Below are 13645 nucleotides of genomic sequence, written 5' to 3' on the forward strand. Positions count from 1 at the left end.
GACGGAACGTCGGCGGTGAGCGGCGGCGCGACCGGGCGCCGCCGCCTCGTCACGGGGAGAAGCCGATGACCGTCCACATCCGTCCGAGTTCCGTCTATCCGAACGATCCGGCCGATCCGGGGCCCGGCGGGCTGCTGCTGCGCACCCGCCTCACCGGCGCGGCCCTCGCCGCCGGCACCGCCGCCTGGATCACCGGCCTGCTCATCGCCGGGGACCGCGTCCACGACGAGGTCGTCCCCGTGGAGATCTGGGGCAGCATGGCGTTCCTGTTCGGCGTCCTGTCCCTGGTCGCGCTGGTGCTGTCCACGAACGCCACGGGACGCGGTAAGGGCCGCTACCTCGCCATGGTGGAGATGGCGTTGTTCGTCCCGGCGCTGATCTGGTGCCCGCTGGCCATCGCCTACCCCGACGAGACCCCCGCCTGGGTGATCCCGTTCGACCTGTGCTGGCCGCTGTCGATGCTCGGCATGCTCGTCATCGGCATCGCCGTCGCGAAGGTCGGCCGCTACCGGGGGCTGCTGCGCTGGCACTTCCTGCTGTGCGGGCTGTGGCTGGTCGTCGCCGGCGTGGGGCAGGCCGTGCTCGGCGAGGAGGGCGGCACCTACCCGGGGACGGCCTGGCTCGGCCTGACCTACGGCGTCCTCGGCCTGCGCCTCGCCGTGACGCCCCGCATCGTCCTGCCCGCCACGCCCTGACCAGCCGGTCACCAGGGCGGCGGAACACGCCGATGAAGAGGCCGGTGGGTCGCCTCGAAGACGTCCGCGCGGGCGGACCTTCGACGGGAGCGGGGGCCCCGGACCCACCGGCACTCCGCGCCGACGCCGCCGAGGACGCGCGCGCCAGCCGTGCCGCCCGCCCCGGCACCCCTATGATTCCGGGGTGACCGCCTACAGTGACCCTGACGTGTTCGGAGACCTGGACGCCTCCGCCCTTCCGCCGCGCCAGCAGCGGATGCTGGCCATGATCCGCGACTGGGCGGTCAAGTACGGGTACGCGCCGAGCACGCGCCAGATCGGGGACGCGGTGGGCCTGCGGTCGACGTCGTCGGTGTCGCGCCACCTGGCGAGCCTGGAGGACAAGGGGTTCCTGCGGCGCGGCAACGCGGTGTCGCGTCCGATCGACGTGCGCGTGTTCCTCCAGGAGCGTCCGCCGGGAGAGTCCTCCGACGGCCCGGTGACCGTTCCCGTGGTGGGGCACATCGCCGCAGGGACGCCCATCTCCGCCGAGGAGCACGTGGACGGCACGCTGATGCTGCCCCGCGAGATCACGGGGCGCGGCACCGTCTTCGGCCTGCGCGTCCGCGGCGACTCGATGATCGACGCCGCGATCTGCGACGGCGACATCGTCGTGGTGCGGCAGCAGCAGGAGGCCCACTCCGGCCAGATCGTCGCGGCCATGATCGACGGCGAGGCCACCGTGAAGGTGTACCGCCGCCGGAACGGCCACGTCCTCCTCGAACCGCGCAACCCCGCCTACGAGGTCATCGACGGCGACAAGGCCGTCGTGCTCGGCATCGTCGTCTCCGTGGTCCGCAGCCTCTGACGGGAGGGACGGCCTCGTCGCCGCCCCTCCGGCCGGTCGTGCCGAAGACCGAGCGCGCCGGGGTCTACCAGCCCGGCGGCAGGGACGTGAAGTCGGGGTCGCGGCCCTCGGCGAACGCCGCCAGCGCCTCGGCGTTCGCGGGGCCGCCCATGAGCCGCGCGAAGCCGTCGTTCTCCCGCTCCCGCGCCCGCTGGATCTCCTCGCGGAGCGGCGCGGTCATGTCGCGCTTGACCTCCCGCAGGCTGGAGATCGGACGGCTCGCCAGGGTGGCGGCGACCCGCCGCGCCTCCGCCATCAGGCCGGCGGGCTCGCAGACCCGCCAGACCAGTCCCATCTCCTTGGCCTCGGCCGCCGAGATCCATTCCGCGGACAGCAGGATCCACGCGGCGTTCTGGCGGCCGACCAGGCGGGGCAGCAGGTAGCTCGACGCGGCCTCCGGCGCGACGCCCAGGCTGGTGAACGGGGTCTTCAGCCGCGCGTCCTCGGACATCAGGACCAGGTCCGCGAAGCCGATCACGGTCAGCCCGATGCCGAGGCCCAGCCCGTTGATCGCCAGGACCAGCGGCTTGTCGAACTCCGCCAGCACGTCGATGAGGCCGATGAACCCGTGCTTGCCGGGCGTGAAGTCCGGGTTCGTGACGCGCTCGGCCATCTCGATCAGGTCGGTGCCGGAGCTGAACGCACGGCCGCCGCCGGTCAGCAGCACCACGGCCACCGCCGGGTCCTCGGCAGCGTCCTGGAGCGCTTCGGTGAGCGCGTCGTAGAGGGCCTCGTTGAACGCGTTGAGCGCGGCGGGCCGGTTGAGCGTGATCGTCCGGACGCGGTCGGCGTCCTCGACCAGCAGGATCTCGGTGTCCTCGGTCACTTCCGTGCCTCCGTTCCCAGGACCAGGTCCGCGCAGCGCTCGCCGATCATGATCGACGGCGCGTTGGTGTTGCCTCCGGTGACCGACGGCATGACCGACGCGTCGGCCACCCGCAGGCCCTCCACACCGAGCACCCTCAACCGCGGGTCGACGACGGCGCGCTCGTCCGAGCCGATCCGGCAGGTGCCGGCCGGGTGGTAGACCGAGTGGACGATGTTGGGCAGGAACCGGCGCAGTTCGGCGGGGTCGGCGTAGTCGGGCCCGGGCACGATCTCGCCCTGGTTGTCGCCGATGCCGTCCATCACCGCGCGGACCATCGCCATGCCCTCCAGCAGGACCTCGGCGTCCTTGCCGGCGGACAGGTACGCGGGGTCGATCAGCGGCGGGAGCGCCGGATCCGGCCCGGCGATCCGGACCGTGCCCCGGCTCTCGGGGTAGATCAGCGTCGGGAACACGCTGAGGCCGGGCTTGCTGGTGGGCGGGCGCACCGGCTTGTCGCCGTCCTGGTTGGGGAACGGGTAGACCCAGTACAGCGCGTGCAGCTGCAGGTCGGGGATCGCGCCGGCCTGCGAGGTGCGGACGAACCCGGTTGCCTCGAACTGCGAGCCGCTGGCCCAGCCGGAGCGGCGCAGCCGCGCCTGCGCGAGACCGCGCATGAAGTAGGCCGGCGTCGGGCGCCGCAGTGCGGAGTCCATCCGGAACGAGACCGGGACGAACAGGTGGTCGTGCAGGTTGTCGCCCACCGGCAGGTCGGCGACGACCTCGATGCCGTGCCTCCGCAGGTGCGCGGCCGGGCCGATCCCCGACAGCTGCAGCAGCTTGGGCGAGTCGAACACGCCCGCCGAGACGATCACCTCCCGGTCGGCGGCGACGACGTGGCGGTCCCCGTCCGGCCCGACGACCTCGACGCCGGTGGCCCGGCCGCCGGCCAGCACGATCCGGGTGGCCCTGGCGTCGGTGAGGACGAGGAGGTTGTCCAGCGGGTCGGTGCGCAGGTAGGCGCGGGCGGCGGAGTAGCGGACGCCGCCGTCCGCGCTGAGCTGGAAGACGCCGACGCCCTCCTGCTCGGGGCCGTTGTAGTCGTCCAGGAAGGGGACGGCGAGCCGGTCGGTCGCCGCGTCGATGAAGCTGCGGGACGCGTCGGTGAGGTTCTTCTGGCGGCGCACCCGGACGGGGCCGCCGGCCCCGCGCAGCTCGCCGGCGCCGTCCTCCCAGTCTTCGAGCCTCTTGAAGTACGGCAGGACGTCGTCGTACGACCAGCCGGTGGCGCCGTCCGCGGCCCAGTCGTCGAAGTTCTGCCGGTTGCCGCGCACGAACAGCATGCCGTTGACCGAGCTGGAGCCGCCGAGCACCTTGCCGCGGGTCTGCGGGATCACCCGCCCCCACGCGGCCGTCTGCGGCACCGACTTGTACCCCCAGTCGACGAGCTTCTTCAACTGCGGGGTGGAGAGCATCACCGCGACCGCGCCCGGGATCTCCAGCAGGTTCTTCACCCCGCGGGCGGTGTCCCGGCCCCCGGCCTCCAGCACCGCCACGCTCGCGCCGCTCTCGGCGAGGCGGCGCGCCACCGCGCACCCGGCGCTGCCCGCGCCCACGACGACGTAATCGGCCCGAACCACGAGCACCTCCGCGTACACCAGGGGTAGTGGACAGCTGTCCAGTCAGCGTTCCGGGCCCCAGAGTAGAACACGTTCTACCAATGCGCCACGCCGCCCCGCGCGGCCGCGCGAAGAGGCGACCCCTCCCCGCCGAAGCGTGGGGAGGGGTCGTCGGCCGGGCGGCACGACGGCACATCAGTGCCAATCGCTGATCCGCACGTCGTGAGGGTCGGGCGCACCCTTCCCCGTCTCAAGGAACTGCTTGAGGCTCATCAGGAACGTGGCCCACTTGGTGCTGCAGTGGTGCATGAACTCGACCGGCTCCCGCCAGCCCTCGTGCTCGAACAGCACGATCGTGTAGTCGCCGTCCTGGCGCAGATCCCAGCACACGCTCGTGCCGACCCACTCCGGCGGTCCGTCCACCACCTCCCAGCGGACCCGCCGGGCCGGGACGAGCTCGGCCACCTTCATATCGAAGCCGCCCGCCGCGAACCGGAACTCGATCACACCGCCCGTACCGGTCTCCCCCGACGTCTTCTCGGTCCACCACCCCGACAGGCCGTCCAGGGTGGTGAGCGCGTCGTACACCCGCTCCGGCGAGGACCGCTCGACGCCGATGCGGTGCAGAATGTCCACCATCTCCGTGCTCCTCACTGCCGTTCGTTCTCGGTCTCCGCGTCCCTGTCGCGCTGGACCGCCTCGGCGATGCGCCGGATGCGCCGGAGCCGGGCGTCCCAGATCCCGCCGACCTCGGCGAGCTGGGCGGCGGCGCGGGCGAGCTGCTCCCCGTCGACGCGGAACCGCCGCTCACGGCCGGCGGCGGTGCCGTGGACCAGGCCGACCCGGTCGAGGACCGCCAGGTGCTTGGCCACCGCCTGGCGGGTCACCGGCAGGTGCTCGCTCAGGCTCGTCGCCGTCCCGCCGCCCTCACTGAGCAGCAGGTCCAGCATCCGGCGCCGGGTCGGATCGCCGATCGCCGCCCACAGCGCGTCGTCGACGACCGCGCTCATGCGCCCTCGGCGACCGTCGCGGCGTACGCGGGCAGCCGCGGCAGGTACAGGTCCCAGCCGGTGACGTGCGCCTTGTACTCGGCGGCGGCCTTCGCCTCCGCCCAGCCCCGCTCGCGGAAGCCGGTCTCGGTCATCCGCAGCAGCGTCCCGCCGCCGGCGGCCTCGATCTCGAAGACCACCAGCATCGAGTTGCCCGGGGCGGCGGCCTCCCCCTCGGCGTGGGTCCACCGGAAGGAGAACAGCCGCGGCGGCACGGCCTCCACGACCGTGAAGCCCACCCACGCGCGGTCCTGCGGGGACTCACCGAAGCCGATCCGTCCTGTCCCGCCGGGCGCGACCGGGTACTCCGCCTCGTCCGGCCACCACTCGCGCAGGTGCCGGGGACTGCTCACCACCTCGAAGACGACCTCGGGCGAGGCCTCGATGCGGATCTCCCGCTCGATCGTGTCGAGTTCCATGCGCACCCTTTCTGCAACCTTTGCTTGCGCATCACCCTAGCCCGCCCGGACATGTACACGCAACAATTGGTTGCACGAAGAGGCGACGCTCGGACGCAAGACCGCGGCAGCACTCGCACGCGGCTGGAACCGGCCACCGGCAGGCGGGGACAGCGCCCGTCCGGCGTGGTTCCCTACGGCTACCCGGCAAGCGGGCGGGCCGATCCAAGCCTTGGAGAGTCACGTGGAAACGACCAGTTCCCGGATTCCGGAGACCTCGCCGGACGCCGTTCAGCGCACCGCCAGGATCGCCGGCGTCTGGTTCGTCCTGACCTTCGTCTTATCGATCCCGGCGGTGCTGCTGTACGACCCGGTCCTCAATGACGCGGACTACATCCTGGGAGCGGGCGCGGACGGGCGCGTACAGCTCGGAGCGCTTCTCGAAATCCTCACCGCCGTCGCGAACGTCGCCACGGCGGTCGTGCTGTTCCCGGTCCTGAAGCGGCAGAGCGAGGGCATCGCGCTCGGTTACGTCGGCACGCGCATCCTCGAATCGACCGTCATCGTGATGGGCATCGCCTGCGTGCTCGCCGTCGTGGCCCTGCGCCAGGACCTGGCGGGCGAGGGCGGCGCCGACGCCGCGCTGATCGGCCGGTCGTTGGTGGCGTTCAAGGACCAGACGTTCCTGCTCGGTCCCGCCTTCTGCGCGGGGTTCGGCAACGGGATCCTGCTGGGCTACCTGATGTACCGGTCGGGTCTGGTGCCACGCCCCATGGCGCTCATCGGGCTCATCGGAGGCCCCATCGCATGCGCCACCGCGACGGCCGTCCTGTTCGGCGCCTACGAGCAGCAGTCCGCGGTGAACTTCCTATTCACGGCACCGGAAATCGTCTGGGAAGCGTCATTGGGCATCTGGCTCATCACCAAGGGCTTCCGCTCCGTCCCCGCGCCGCCCTCCTCCTGACGCCCAGGAACGAACCCGCCGGACGCGCTATGAGCGTGCGTAGCGGGCCGGGGAGACGCCCACTGCGGCGGTGAAGTCGCGGGTCAGATGGGCCTGGTCGTAGTAGCCCAGGTCGTCGGCCAGCAACGACCAGTCGATGCGGGTGCCCAGGTCGGCGCGCGCGGCGGCCTCGTGCAGGCGGGCACGGCGCAGCACCCACTTCGGGCTCGCCCCCACGTACTCGGCGAAGAGCCGCTGCAAGGTCCGGACGGACACGTGCAGCTTCTCGGCGGCCTGGTCGACGCGGAAGAGACCGGGGTCCGCGGTGATGCGTCCGACCATGGCCGCGGCCTGTTCGGCGACCGGGTCCGGCTCGGGCAGCAGCGGCTCCAGGAACTCCTCCGCCGCGCGGACCATCCCGTCGGTATCGACGCTGCCGAGAACGGCCCGGTTGACCTCGTCGACGACCGGGCCGAGCAGTTCCGCCGCCGGGATCCTGCGGTCGGCCAGGGCGCTGACCGGCCCGTCGATGAACGGGCGGAAGCAGCCCGGCCGGAACTTCACCCCCAGGACCTGGCCGCGCCCTTCGAGGCGGCGCACGAACAGTCCGCGATCGACCCCGTACACCAGCGCGCGGGGCTCCTCGAAGACGAGGTGGACGTTGGGATGGGAGAGCACCTTGGTCTCATACGCCTCCGCCGTGTGCCAGCGGACGCGCCAGTAGAGCTCCACGGACCGGGCAAGGGCGGGGCCCGGCAGGCGGCGGTCCAGGTCGGCGACGGACGCGTTCAGGTGCGGATACAGCACGCCGCGTCCCATCTCCCCCATGCGCACCAGAGTACTTTGGCGCGTTCCTCCAAGATCTGCCCCCGGCGGTCTCCGTAGCGTGGAGACCATGAACGACCTGCACGCGTACATGAAGGAATGCGCCACCGAGGCCGCCCGCGTCGCCCGCGGCGTGGACCGGGAGAGGCTGGCCGGCCCGACCCCTTGCGCCGAGTTCGACCTGCGGGCGCTGGTGAACCACTGGGTGGTCTTCACCTCGCACGGGCTTGAGCGCCGCGCGCTGCGCGAGCAGCTTCCGGAACAGCTCATCGAGCGCGACTTCACCGCCGACCCGGCCTGGGCGGAGGAGTACGCCGCCCAGCTCGACCGGGCGGTGGCGGCCTGGGCCGACCCCGCCGTATGGGAGGGCGAGATCGATCTGGGGTCCGCGGCGTCGCCCGCGTCCGAGGTCGCCTCGCTGCTCATCCTGGAGACGGCCCTGCACGGCTTCGACGTGGCGGCCGCGACCGGGCAGGAGTTCGGCGTCTCGGCCGAAGCCGGGGAGTTCCTGCTGGGCGTCGTCGAGGAGCAGGCCGAGCTGTACCGGCAGTACGACGGGTTCGCCGACCCGGTGCCGGTGGACGCGGACGCTCCGGCGTTCCGGCGGGCGGTCGCGCTCTCCGGCCGCGACCCCGGCTGGACGCCCCCGGCCTGACCTCTCACCGTTCGGCGACGGCCCCGCGTCCACTGCGAAGTGCCCTGACGCGGGGCCGTCGCCGGGCGCGGGGCCGGGGCGTGATGTTGGGTCTTGACGGATCTCCGGAGGGTGATGAGACTCCCAGCATGGGAGCGCTCCCATGCGGTGGGCGCGTCCCCCACCCCCGAGACCCTGGAGTACCGGATGAGACGACGCATCGGGATGCTCGCCGCCGCCACGGCGGGCATCGTCGCGGTCCTCGCGGCACCGGCGCCGGCGCAGGCGTTAGGGCACGACGATCCGCTGAAGCGGAAGGCCACGTTCTACGTCGAGCCGGACGGCAACGCCGCACGGCAGGCCGAGATCTGGGCGGCCGAAGGACGCGATGACGACGCCGCGCACATGCGGGCCCTGTCCAAGGTCTCGCAGGCGGTCTGGTTCACCGGCGGGACCCCCGCCGAGGTGCGGGCGGCCGTGCGGCGGACGATGGCCGGCGCCGCCCGGCAGCACGCCGTTCCGGTGCTCGTGGCGTACTACGTGCCGGGCCGGGACTGCTCGCAGTACTCGGCGGGCGGCGCTGCGAACGAGGCCGCCTACCGCGCCTGGATCGACGCCTTCGCCCGGGGGATCGGCGGCGCCCGCGCCGTGGTGATCGTCGAGCCGGACGGGCTGGCGCTGCTGTCCAGCGAACCGTGGTGCAACGAGGGCGGCGGCGGTACCACCGGCACCCCCGAGGACCCCGCCCGGGTCGACGAGCGCTTCCGCGAGATCAACTACGCGGTCGACACCCTCCAGCGGCTGCCGCGCACCGGCGTCTACGTGGACTCCGGGCACTCCGACTGGCAGCCGCTCGACGACTATGACGCCGGGTACGGCGAACCGCGCGCCCAGCTCGGCATGGCGAGCCGCCTGCTCAAGGGCGGCATCGCCAAGGCCGACGGCTTCGCGCTGAACGTCTCCAACTACCGCGCCACCGACGAGCTGGTCGCGTACGGCACCCGGCTGTCCAAGTGCCTGCGCTTCCGCCAGACGACGGGCGCGGCCGGCTGTTCCGACGCGGACCTCGCCACCGTCCCGGACGACCCGCGCAAGCTCACGCACTTCGTCCTGGACACCAGCCGCAACGGCCAGGGCCCGTGGACGCCTCCGGCGGGCCAGTACTCCGACCCGCAGGTGTGGTGCAACCCGCCGGGACGCGGCCTGGGCTACCGGCCCTCGACCCGCACCGGTGACCCCCTGGTCGACGCCTTCCTCTGGATCAAGCGTCCCGGCGAGTCCGACGGCCAGTGCACCCGCGGCACCGCCGGCCCGGAGGATCCCGAGTACGGCGCGGTCGATCCGGCGGCCGGCGCCTGGTGGGCCGAGTACGCCCTGGGCCTCTCCCAGCGCGCGGTGCCTCCGCTCCGCTGACCGGACGCACCGCATCGGACGTCCGGGCGCCGCCGCCCCTGGTCGCCGCCCCTGGTCGCGGCGCCTGGACGTCCCGCGTTCCTCAGTGCCGGGATTCGAGGTAGCCGGCGACCGATTCGGCCAGCACGGCGCGCGCCTCATCGATGTCGGTCCACGTGCTCAGCCGCTGCTCCATGTAGAGCCCGTGGACGGCGGCCGGCAGGAGGTGGCGCACGCGCTCCAGCCGGTAGGCGTCGACGACGAGCCCGCGGAACGCCCGCGCGTAGGCGCGCCGCCAGCGGCGGTCCCAGCGGTTGAGCTGCTCGGCGGTGCGCGGGTAGGTCTCGGTGAACTCGGCGGTGTCGCGGGGCAGCAGGCCGCGCAGGGTCGCCACCGCCCGTCCGGGAGGCGAGTCGAGCCCCGCCCAGAGCGCGTCGACGATCCGGGTCATCCGCTCGGTGACGGACCCGTCGTCCATCTCCTTCCACGGCAGCATGTCGCCCTGGGCGCCCAGTTCCTCCAGCACCGCCGCCCAGAGCCCGTCGACGTCCCCGAACTGGTGCTGGACCGTGCCCCAGGTGACTCCGGCCCGCTTGGCGACGAGGTTGGCGCTGATCTCGCCGCCGCGGCCGCCGTCGGCGAGCATGCCGACGGCCGTCCTGATCACCCTGGCGCGCGTCTCCAGACCGCGCCGGTTGAGCCGGGCGCCGCGCGCGTTGCGCGGGGCGCCGGTGACGCCGGGGCCCGCCGCGCCCCGCGGCTCCGCGTCCCGGCCGGTCGAGGGCTCGGTCACGGGCCGATTGTAGATCCGGCGGCGCGCCGAGGGCCGTCTCCGGCGCTCGATTTATACATAGAGACATCTATGTGATGATTGGCGGCACCGGGCCTTCCGGTATACGGTCGGCGCATGACGAGCCGTTTCCCCGACGCAGGGGCGGTGGGCGCGGGCGGGTTCGTCCGCGACGACACGCCGACCCCCGAGGTGGACCGCCGGGAGGCGGTGATGGCGTCGCTGGCCGGAACCGTCCGCGAGCTGGTCGACGCCACGATCCGCACGACGGTGGCCGACGACGAGGTGCACCGGGTCCGCGACGAGCTCGCCGCGCTCGTCGACCGGCTGCGCGCCGCCCAGCTGCCCGGCCCCGCCGGCATCAGGTACAACTCCGAGATGCGGGCCTGGAACTGGGGCAACGCGGTGGTCGGCGCGGCGAACGCGATCGCGCCGCCGCTGGACGTCGTCCACGGCCCGTCGGGGTGCCACGCAGACGTCGTCCTCGGCGCGGCGTACGAAGGGCCTCCCGGGCTGGTGCACGGCGGCGTCTCCGCGATGCTCCTCGACCACATCATGGGGGTGACGGCGTCCGCGATGCGCCGGACGACCTTCACGGGGACGCTCACCATGTGCTACCGGCGCGGCACTCCCCTCGGCCCGCTCCGCCTGGAGGCGAGCATCGTCCGCGAGGAGGGCCGCAAGGTGTTCGTGGTCGCGTCGATCTCCGACGCCGGCGGGGTGACCGTCGAGGCCGACGGGGTGTTCATCCAGCCCGCGGGGACGCCGACCGCGGACGGCTGACGGCCCCCGGGCCGAGGGCCCGCGGGGGCTGTGAAGCACATAGAGCCCGCTATGCCCCGCCGGTCAGGTGATGTCGCGGCGCATCGGGCGGACGATCGCGGCGGTCGCGGCCAGCGCGGTGTACGCGAGCAGCAGCAGCGCGCCCCAGGCGGGCGAGAGCAGCCGGACCGGGTCGGCGGACAGCTGGTCGGACATCGCGTCGGTGACGGCAGTGAAATCGGTCAGCGCGGCCGTCGCGCCGCCGGGCAGCCACGGGTAGAGCTCCCGGACGCCCGGGATCATCATCAGCGTCATCTCCCCCGCGTACAGGTAGCCGATCACCACGACGAGCGCGGCGGCCTGGTTGCGGATCAGCGCGCCCATGCCGATGCCGAGCAGCGTGTAGGCCACCATCGCCAGCGCGATGCGGGCGAGGATGCCGAGGATGTCGGCGGCGGGCATCCCCAGCGTCAGGCCGCGCGCGGCGGAGGCGCCGAAGAAGGCCGCGGCGGCCGTGCCCGCGAGGACGAGCCCGTAGGCGGCGCCGCCGGCGCCGTGGGCCAGCAGCTTCGCGGCGAGGACCCGCGAGCGGCGGGGCTCGAACAGGAAGGTGACGTCGGCGGTCCGGTGCCGGTACTCCGACGTCATGGCCAGCGTCCCGATCGCGGCGGGGACGAACGCGGTGTACCCGAGGATGCCGAGAAGGCCCCGCACGCCCTCCTCGGTGTCCAGCCCCGGCATCGGCGGGTCGAAGTTCTCCGGCCCGACGAGGGTCATCATCCCGACGAGCCCGCCGCCGAGGAGGCCGCCCGCCAGCAGGACGAGCAGCCACGCCCGGGTCGCCAGCAGCTTGCGGAACTCCGCCTTGACCAGCCGTGCCATCACGCGCCCCCCGTCAGCTCGAAGAAGAGTCGTTCCAGGTCGGGCTCCTCGGCGGCGAGGCCGTGGACGCGGACCCGGTGCGCGGCGGCCAGGTCGGCGACCCGGGCCGCGCCGAGGCCGTGCACCCGCAGCCGCCCCGGCCCGGCGGGCTCGACGCGCCGCACCGCCCCCTCCCGGGCCAGCACGCCGGCCAGGGCCTCGGCGTCCGGGGATTCGACGAGCACGGCCGGCGCGGTGCCGGCGACGTCCGCCAGCGGGCCGGCCGCCACCAGGCGGCCCCCGCTGATCATCACGACGTCGTCGACCAGCCGCCGGACCTCGCCGAGCACGTGGCTGGAGACCAGGATCGTCCGCCCCTCGCCGGCCAGGCGCCGCAGGAACGACCGCAGCCAGGCCGTCCCCGCCGGGTCCAGGCCGTTGCCGGGCTCGTCCAGCAGCAGCACGCGCGGGTCGCCGAGCAGCGCGGTCGCCAGGTTGAGCCGCTGGCGCATGCCGGTCGAGAAGCCGCCCGTCCTGCGGTGCGCGACACCGGCGAGGTCCACGAGGGCGAGGAGCTCGTCGACGCGGGAGTCGGGATGGCCGCCCATCGCCGCGTACACCCGCAGGTGCGCGCGCGCCGAGTGGCCGGGGTGGGACGAGAGCGCGCCGAAGGCGGCGCCGACCGTCGACGTGGGGCGCGGGATGTCCCGGTAGCGCCGGCCGCCGATGGTCACCGAGCCGGACGTGGGGACGACGTGGTCGACCATCATCCGCATCGTCGTGGTCTTCCCGGCGCCGTTCGGGCCGAGGAACCCGGTGATCCGGCCGGGCTCGACGGCGAAGCCGACCCCGTCCACGGCGGTGACGTCGCCGAACCGCTTGGTCAGGCCGGAGACCTCGATCCGCAGGCCGCCGGTCATGTCCGCGCCCCGATGGCGGCGCGGACGCGGTCGGCGAGCCGGGCCGCGTCCGGGTGGGACAGCACGATGCCGTCGAACTCGTCCCCGCTGATCGCGCGGTTCACGGTCAGGTGCAGGCCGGGGCGTCCGCGGCGCGCGGAGACGAGCAGCCGCGGGCCGCGCAGCAGGCCCCAGACGCCGATCTTGGCGAAGCCCGAGACGGCCAGCCCGCGGCGGGACCCGCGCGCGGCCCGCAGCGGCGCCTCGACGCGGGCGGCCCGGGTGACGGCGGCGAGCGGGACGGTCACCCGCCCGCGCCGCGTCCAGATCCGCTCCCAGGCGTCGAACTCGATGTCGACGCTGTTCTCGGCGATCGTCACTTCTGCCATGGCAGGGCCTTTCGCTACGGCCGGCCTTTCAGGGGCCGGCGTCGTCGTTCGGTGTCGAGGGGGGTGGGGGCTGTGAGGGCTGCGGGTCGAGGGGCATGAGCACGGTCGCGAGCAGCCGCGGCACCCGTCCCTCGCGCGGCTCGTTGCCGAGCAGGGGCTGGAGGAGTTCGCCGAAGCCGCGGGCGAACTCGGCGAACTCGGCGTCGTCCAGGTGCAGGACCACCTGCTGGTAGCCGACCCCGTCGGCGACCAGGTCGACCCGGTCGCGCGCCAGGTAGCGGGCGAACTCGGCGAGCAGGCTGGAGACGAACACGGTGAAGTACCGCTCGTGGTCGGCGGGCGTCGCCGCGGCCAGCGCGTCCCCTTCGAGCGTCGCGCCGCCGGGCGGCAGGGCGAAGACGCGCTCGGCCACGCCGCCGACCTTGCGCTCCTCCACCACGTCCAGCAGGCCGCCCTTGACCAGGGCGGCGAGGTGCCGGTACAGCGTCGCCTGCGGGACGTCCGGCAGCAGGTTCGCGACGTCGCGCGTGGTGCGGCGCCCGCCGGCGACCGACCGCAGGATCCGGATCCGCACCGGATGCAGCGCCAGCTCCGCCCAGCGCTCTTTGGATATGCTCACACCTGCATGTTATCACTATCGATAATGAGAATGTCCGCCCAAGCGGCGCCGGCCGCGGACGACGCTCACAGCGTTCGCC

Annotated in this window: 17 protein-coding genes; 6 read left to right on the plus strand and 11 right to left on the minus strand. The window is 73.4% G+C overall.

Annotated features, from left to right (window positions below):
- Positions 1 to 65: 65 nt before the first annotated feature.
- Both ACGFI1_RS23395 and lexA read left to right on the plus strand, forming a co-directional pair.
- Entirely contained in the window at positions 66 to 695 is a 630-nt protein-coding gene (locus ACGFI1_RS23395; RefSeq protein ID WP_392787800.1) for a hypothetical protein, read from the plus strand.
- A 184-nt stretch (positions 696 to 879) separates the two neighbouring features.
- Positions 880 to 1542 (plus strand): transcriptional repressor LexA, encoded by a 663-nt coding sequence (gene lexA, locus ACGFI1_RS23400; RefSeq protein ID WP_392787802.1) that lies wholly within the window; start codon positions 880 to 882, stop codon positions 1540 to 1542.
- 64 nt (positions 1543 to 1606) lie between these two features.
- Here lexA and ACGFI1_RS23405 read toward each other — a convergent pair whose 3' ends face one another.
- The 5 genes from ACGFI1_RS23405 to ACGFI1_RS23425 all read right to left on the minus strand — a co-directional run bounded on the left by ACGFI1_RS23405 (position 1607) and on the right by ACGFI1_RS23425 (position 5473).
- Complete coding sequence (locus ACGFI1_RS23405; protein ID WP_392787805.1) at positions 1607 to 2407, minus strand: enoyl-CoA hydratase/isomerase family protein; 801 nt, start codon at positions 2405 to 2407, stop codon at positions 1607 to 1609.
- The gene (locus tag ACGFI1_RS23410; RefSeq protein WP_392787808.1) at positions 2404 to 4026 is read right to left on the minus strand and encodes a GMC family oxidoreductase; all 1623 of its coding nucleotides are present in this window, start codon (positions 4024 to 4026) and stop codon (positions 2404 to 2406) included. The genes ACGFI1_RS23405 and ACGFI1_RS23410 overlap by 4 nt, the downstream gene beginning before the upstream one ends.
- Positions 4027 to 4200: 174 nt before the next feature.
- Positions 4201 to 4644 carry an SRPBCC family protein gene (locus ACGFI1_RS23415; protein ID WP_392787810.1) on the minus strand — a complete coding sequence of 148 codons (444 nt, stop codon included), beginning with the start codon at positions 4642 to 4644 and terminating at the stop codon, positions 4201 to 4203.
- 11 nt (positions 4645 to 4655) lie between these two features.
- Positions 4656 to 5015: an ArsR/SmtB family transcription factor gene (locus ACGFI1_RS23420; protein ID WP_392787813.1), complete on the minus strand. Its 360-nt coding sequence runs from the start codon at positions 5013 to 5015 to the stop codon at positions 4656 to 4658.
- A complete protein-coding gene (locus tag ACGFI1_RS23425) occupies positions 5012 to 5473 on the minus strand; it encodes an SRPBCC domain-containing protein (protein WP_392787815.1) in 462 nt (153 codons plus the stop codon). The genes ACGFI1_RS23420 and ACGFI1_RS23425 overlap by 4 nt, the downstream gene beginning before the upstream one ends.
- 223 nt (positions 5474 to 5696) lie before the next feature.
- Between ACGFI1_RS23425 and ACGFI1_RS23430 the strand changes: the two genes are divergently transcribed.
- A complete protein-coding gene (locus ACGFI1_RS23430; RefSeq protein ID WP_392736083.1) occupies positions 5697 to 6416 on the plus strand; it encodes a DUF4386 domain-containing protein in 720 nt (239 codons plus the stop codon).
- A 27-nt stretch (positions 6417 to 6443) separates the two neighbouring features.
- On the opposite strand, the gene ACGFI1_RS23435 is transcribed toward ACGFI1_RS23430, so the two are convergent.
- The gene (locus ACGFI1_RS23435; RefSeq protein WP_392787818.1) at positions 6444 to 7223 is read right to left on the minus strand and encodes a DUF6597 domain-containing transcriptional factor; all 780 of its coding nucleotides are present in this window, start codon (positions 7221 to 7223) and stop codon (positions 6444 to 6446) included.
- Between the two features lie 67 nt (positions 7224 to 7290).
- Here ACGFI1_RS23435 and ACGFI1_RS23440 point away from each other — a divergent pair, with 67 nt between their 5' ends.
- On the plus strand, positions 7291 to 7875 hold the full coding sequence (locus ACGFI1_RS23440) for a TIGR03086 family metal-binding protein (RefSeq protein WP_138638339.1): 585 nt from the start codon (positions 7291 to 7293) through the stop codon (positions 7873 to 7875).
- 114 nt (positions 7876 to 7989) lie between these two features.
- Entirely contained in the window at positions 7990 to 9267 is a 1278-nt protein-coding gene (locus ACGFI1_RS23445; protein WP_386873426.1) for a glycoside hydrolase family 6 protein, read from the plus strand.
- Positions 9268 to 9349: 82 nt separating this feature from the next.
- On the opposite strand, the gene ACGFI1_RS23450 is transcribed toward ACGFI1_RS23445, so the two are convergent.
- Positions 9350 to 10039 (minus strand): TetR/AcrR family transcriptional regulator, encoded by a 690-nt coding sequence (locus ACGFI1_RS23450; RefSeq protein ID WP_392787821.1) that lies wholly within the window; start codon positions 10037 to 10039, stop codon positions 9350 to 9352.
- 114 nt (positions 10040 to 10153) lie between these two features.
- On the opposite strand from ACGFI1_RS23450, the gene ACGFI1_RS23455 reads away from it, so the two are divergent.
- A complete protein-coding gene (locus ACGFI1_RS23455) occupies positions 10154 to 10819 on the plus strand; it encodes a PaaI family thioesterase (RefSeq protein WP_392787823.1) in 666 nt (221 codons plus the stop codon).
- Positions 10820 to 10882: 63 nt separating this feature from the next.
- Here ACGFI1_RS23455 and ACGFI1_RS23460 read toward each other — a convergent pair whose 3' ends face one another.
- From ACGFI1_RS23460 to ACGFI1_RS23475, 4 genes are read right to left on the minus strand one after another with little or no spacing between them, the layout of a single operon-like run.
- Complete coding sequence (locus ACGFI1_RS23460; RefSeq protein ID WP_392787826.1) at positions 10883 to 11680, minus strand: ABC transporter permease; 798 nt, start codon at positions 11678 to 11680, stop codon at positions 10883 to 10885.
- A complete protein-coding gene (locus ACGFI1_RS23465; RefSeq protein ID WP_392787829.1) occupies positions 11680 to 12579 on the minus strand; it encodes an ABC transporter ATP-binding protein in 900 nt (299 codons plus the stop codon). Before ACGFI1_RS23465 ends, ACGFI1_RS23460 begins: the two co-directional genes overlap by 1 nt.
- On the minus strand, positions 12576 to 12947 hold the full coding sequence (locus ACGFI1_RS23470; protein WP_138638343.1) for a hypothetical protein: 372 nt from the start codon (positions 12945 to 12947) through the stop codon (positions 12576 to 12578). The genes ACGFI1_RS23465 and ACGFI1_RS23470 overlap by 4 nt, the downstream gene beginning before the upstream one ends.
- Before the next feature lie 28 nt (positions 12948 to 12975).
- A complete protein-coding gene (locus tag ACGFI1_RS23475; RefSeq protein ID WP_301176620.1) occupies positions 12976 to 13566 on the minus strand; it encodes a helix-turn-helix domain-containing protein in 591 nt (196 codons plus the stop codon).
- Between the last annotated feature and the right edge of the window lie 79 nt (positions 13567 to 13645).

It is taken from the genome of Actinomadura geliboluensis, from assembly GCF_043197915.1.
In the GTDB taxonomy this organism is placed as follows: domain Bacteria; phylum Actinomycetota; class Actinomycetes; order Streptosporangiales; family Streptosporangiaceae; genus Spirillospora; species Spirillospora geliboluensis.

Bases quoted from the DNA above. Each gene is read 5' to 3' on its own strand.
- ACGFI1_RS23440 (WP_138638339.1), top strand. From the start codon at position 7,291: ATGAACGACCTGCACGCGTACATGAAGGAATGCGCCACCGAGGCCGCC.
- ACGFI1_RS23395 (WP_392787800.1), top strand. From the start codon at position 66: ATGACCGTCCACATCCGTCCGAGTTCCGTCTATCCGAACGATCCGGCC.
- ACGFI1_RS23425 (WP_392787815.1), bottom strand. From the start codon at position 5,473: ATGGAACTCGACACGATCGAGCGGGAGATCCGCATCGAGGCCTCGCCC.
- ACGFI1_RS23460 (WP_392787826.1), bottom strand. From the start codon at position 11,680: ATGGCACGGCTGGTCAAGGCGGAGTTCCGCAAGCTGCTGGCGACCCGG.
- ACGFI1_RS23435 (WP_392787818.1), bottom strand. From the start codon at position 7,223: ATGGGGGAGATGGGACGCGGCGTGCTGTATCCGCACCTGAACGCGTCC.
- ACGFI1_RS23415 (WP_392787810.1), bottom strand. From the start codon at position 4,644: ATGGTGGACATTCTGCACCGCATCGGCGTCGAGCGGTCCTCGCCGGAG.
- ACGFI1_RS23470 (WP_138638343.1), bottom strand. From the start codon at position 12,947: ATGGCAGAAGTGACGATCGCCGAGAACAGCGTCGACATCGAGTTCGAC.
- ACGFI1_RS23455 (WP_392787823.1), top strand. From the start codon at position 10,154: ATGACGAGCCGTTTCCCCGACGCAGGGGCGGTGGGCGCGGGCGGGTTC.
- ACGFI1_RS23445 (WP_386873426.1), top strand. From the start codon at position 7,990: ATGAGACTCCCAGCATGGGAGCGCTCCCATGCGGTGGGCGCGTCCCCC.
- ACGFI1_RS23465 (WP_392787829.1), bottom strand. From the start codon at position 12,579: ATGACCGGCGGCCTGCGGATCGAGGTCTCCGGCCTGACCAAGCGGTTC.
- ACGFI1_RS23420 (WP_392787813.1), bottom strand. From the start codon at position 5,015: ATGAGCGCGGTCGTCGACGACGCGCTGTGGGCGGCGATCGGCGATCCG.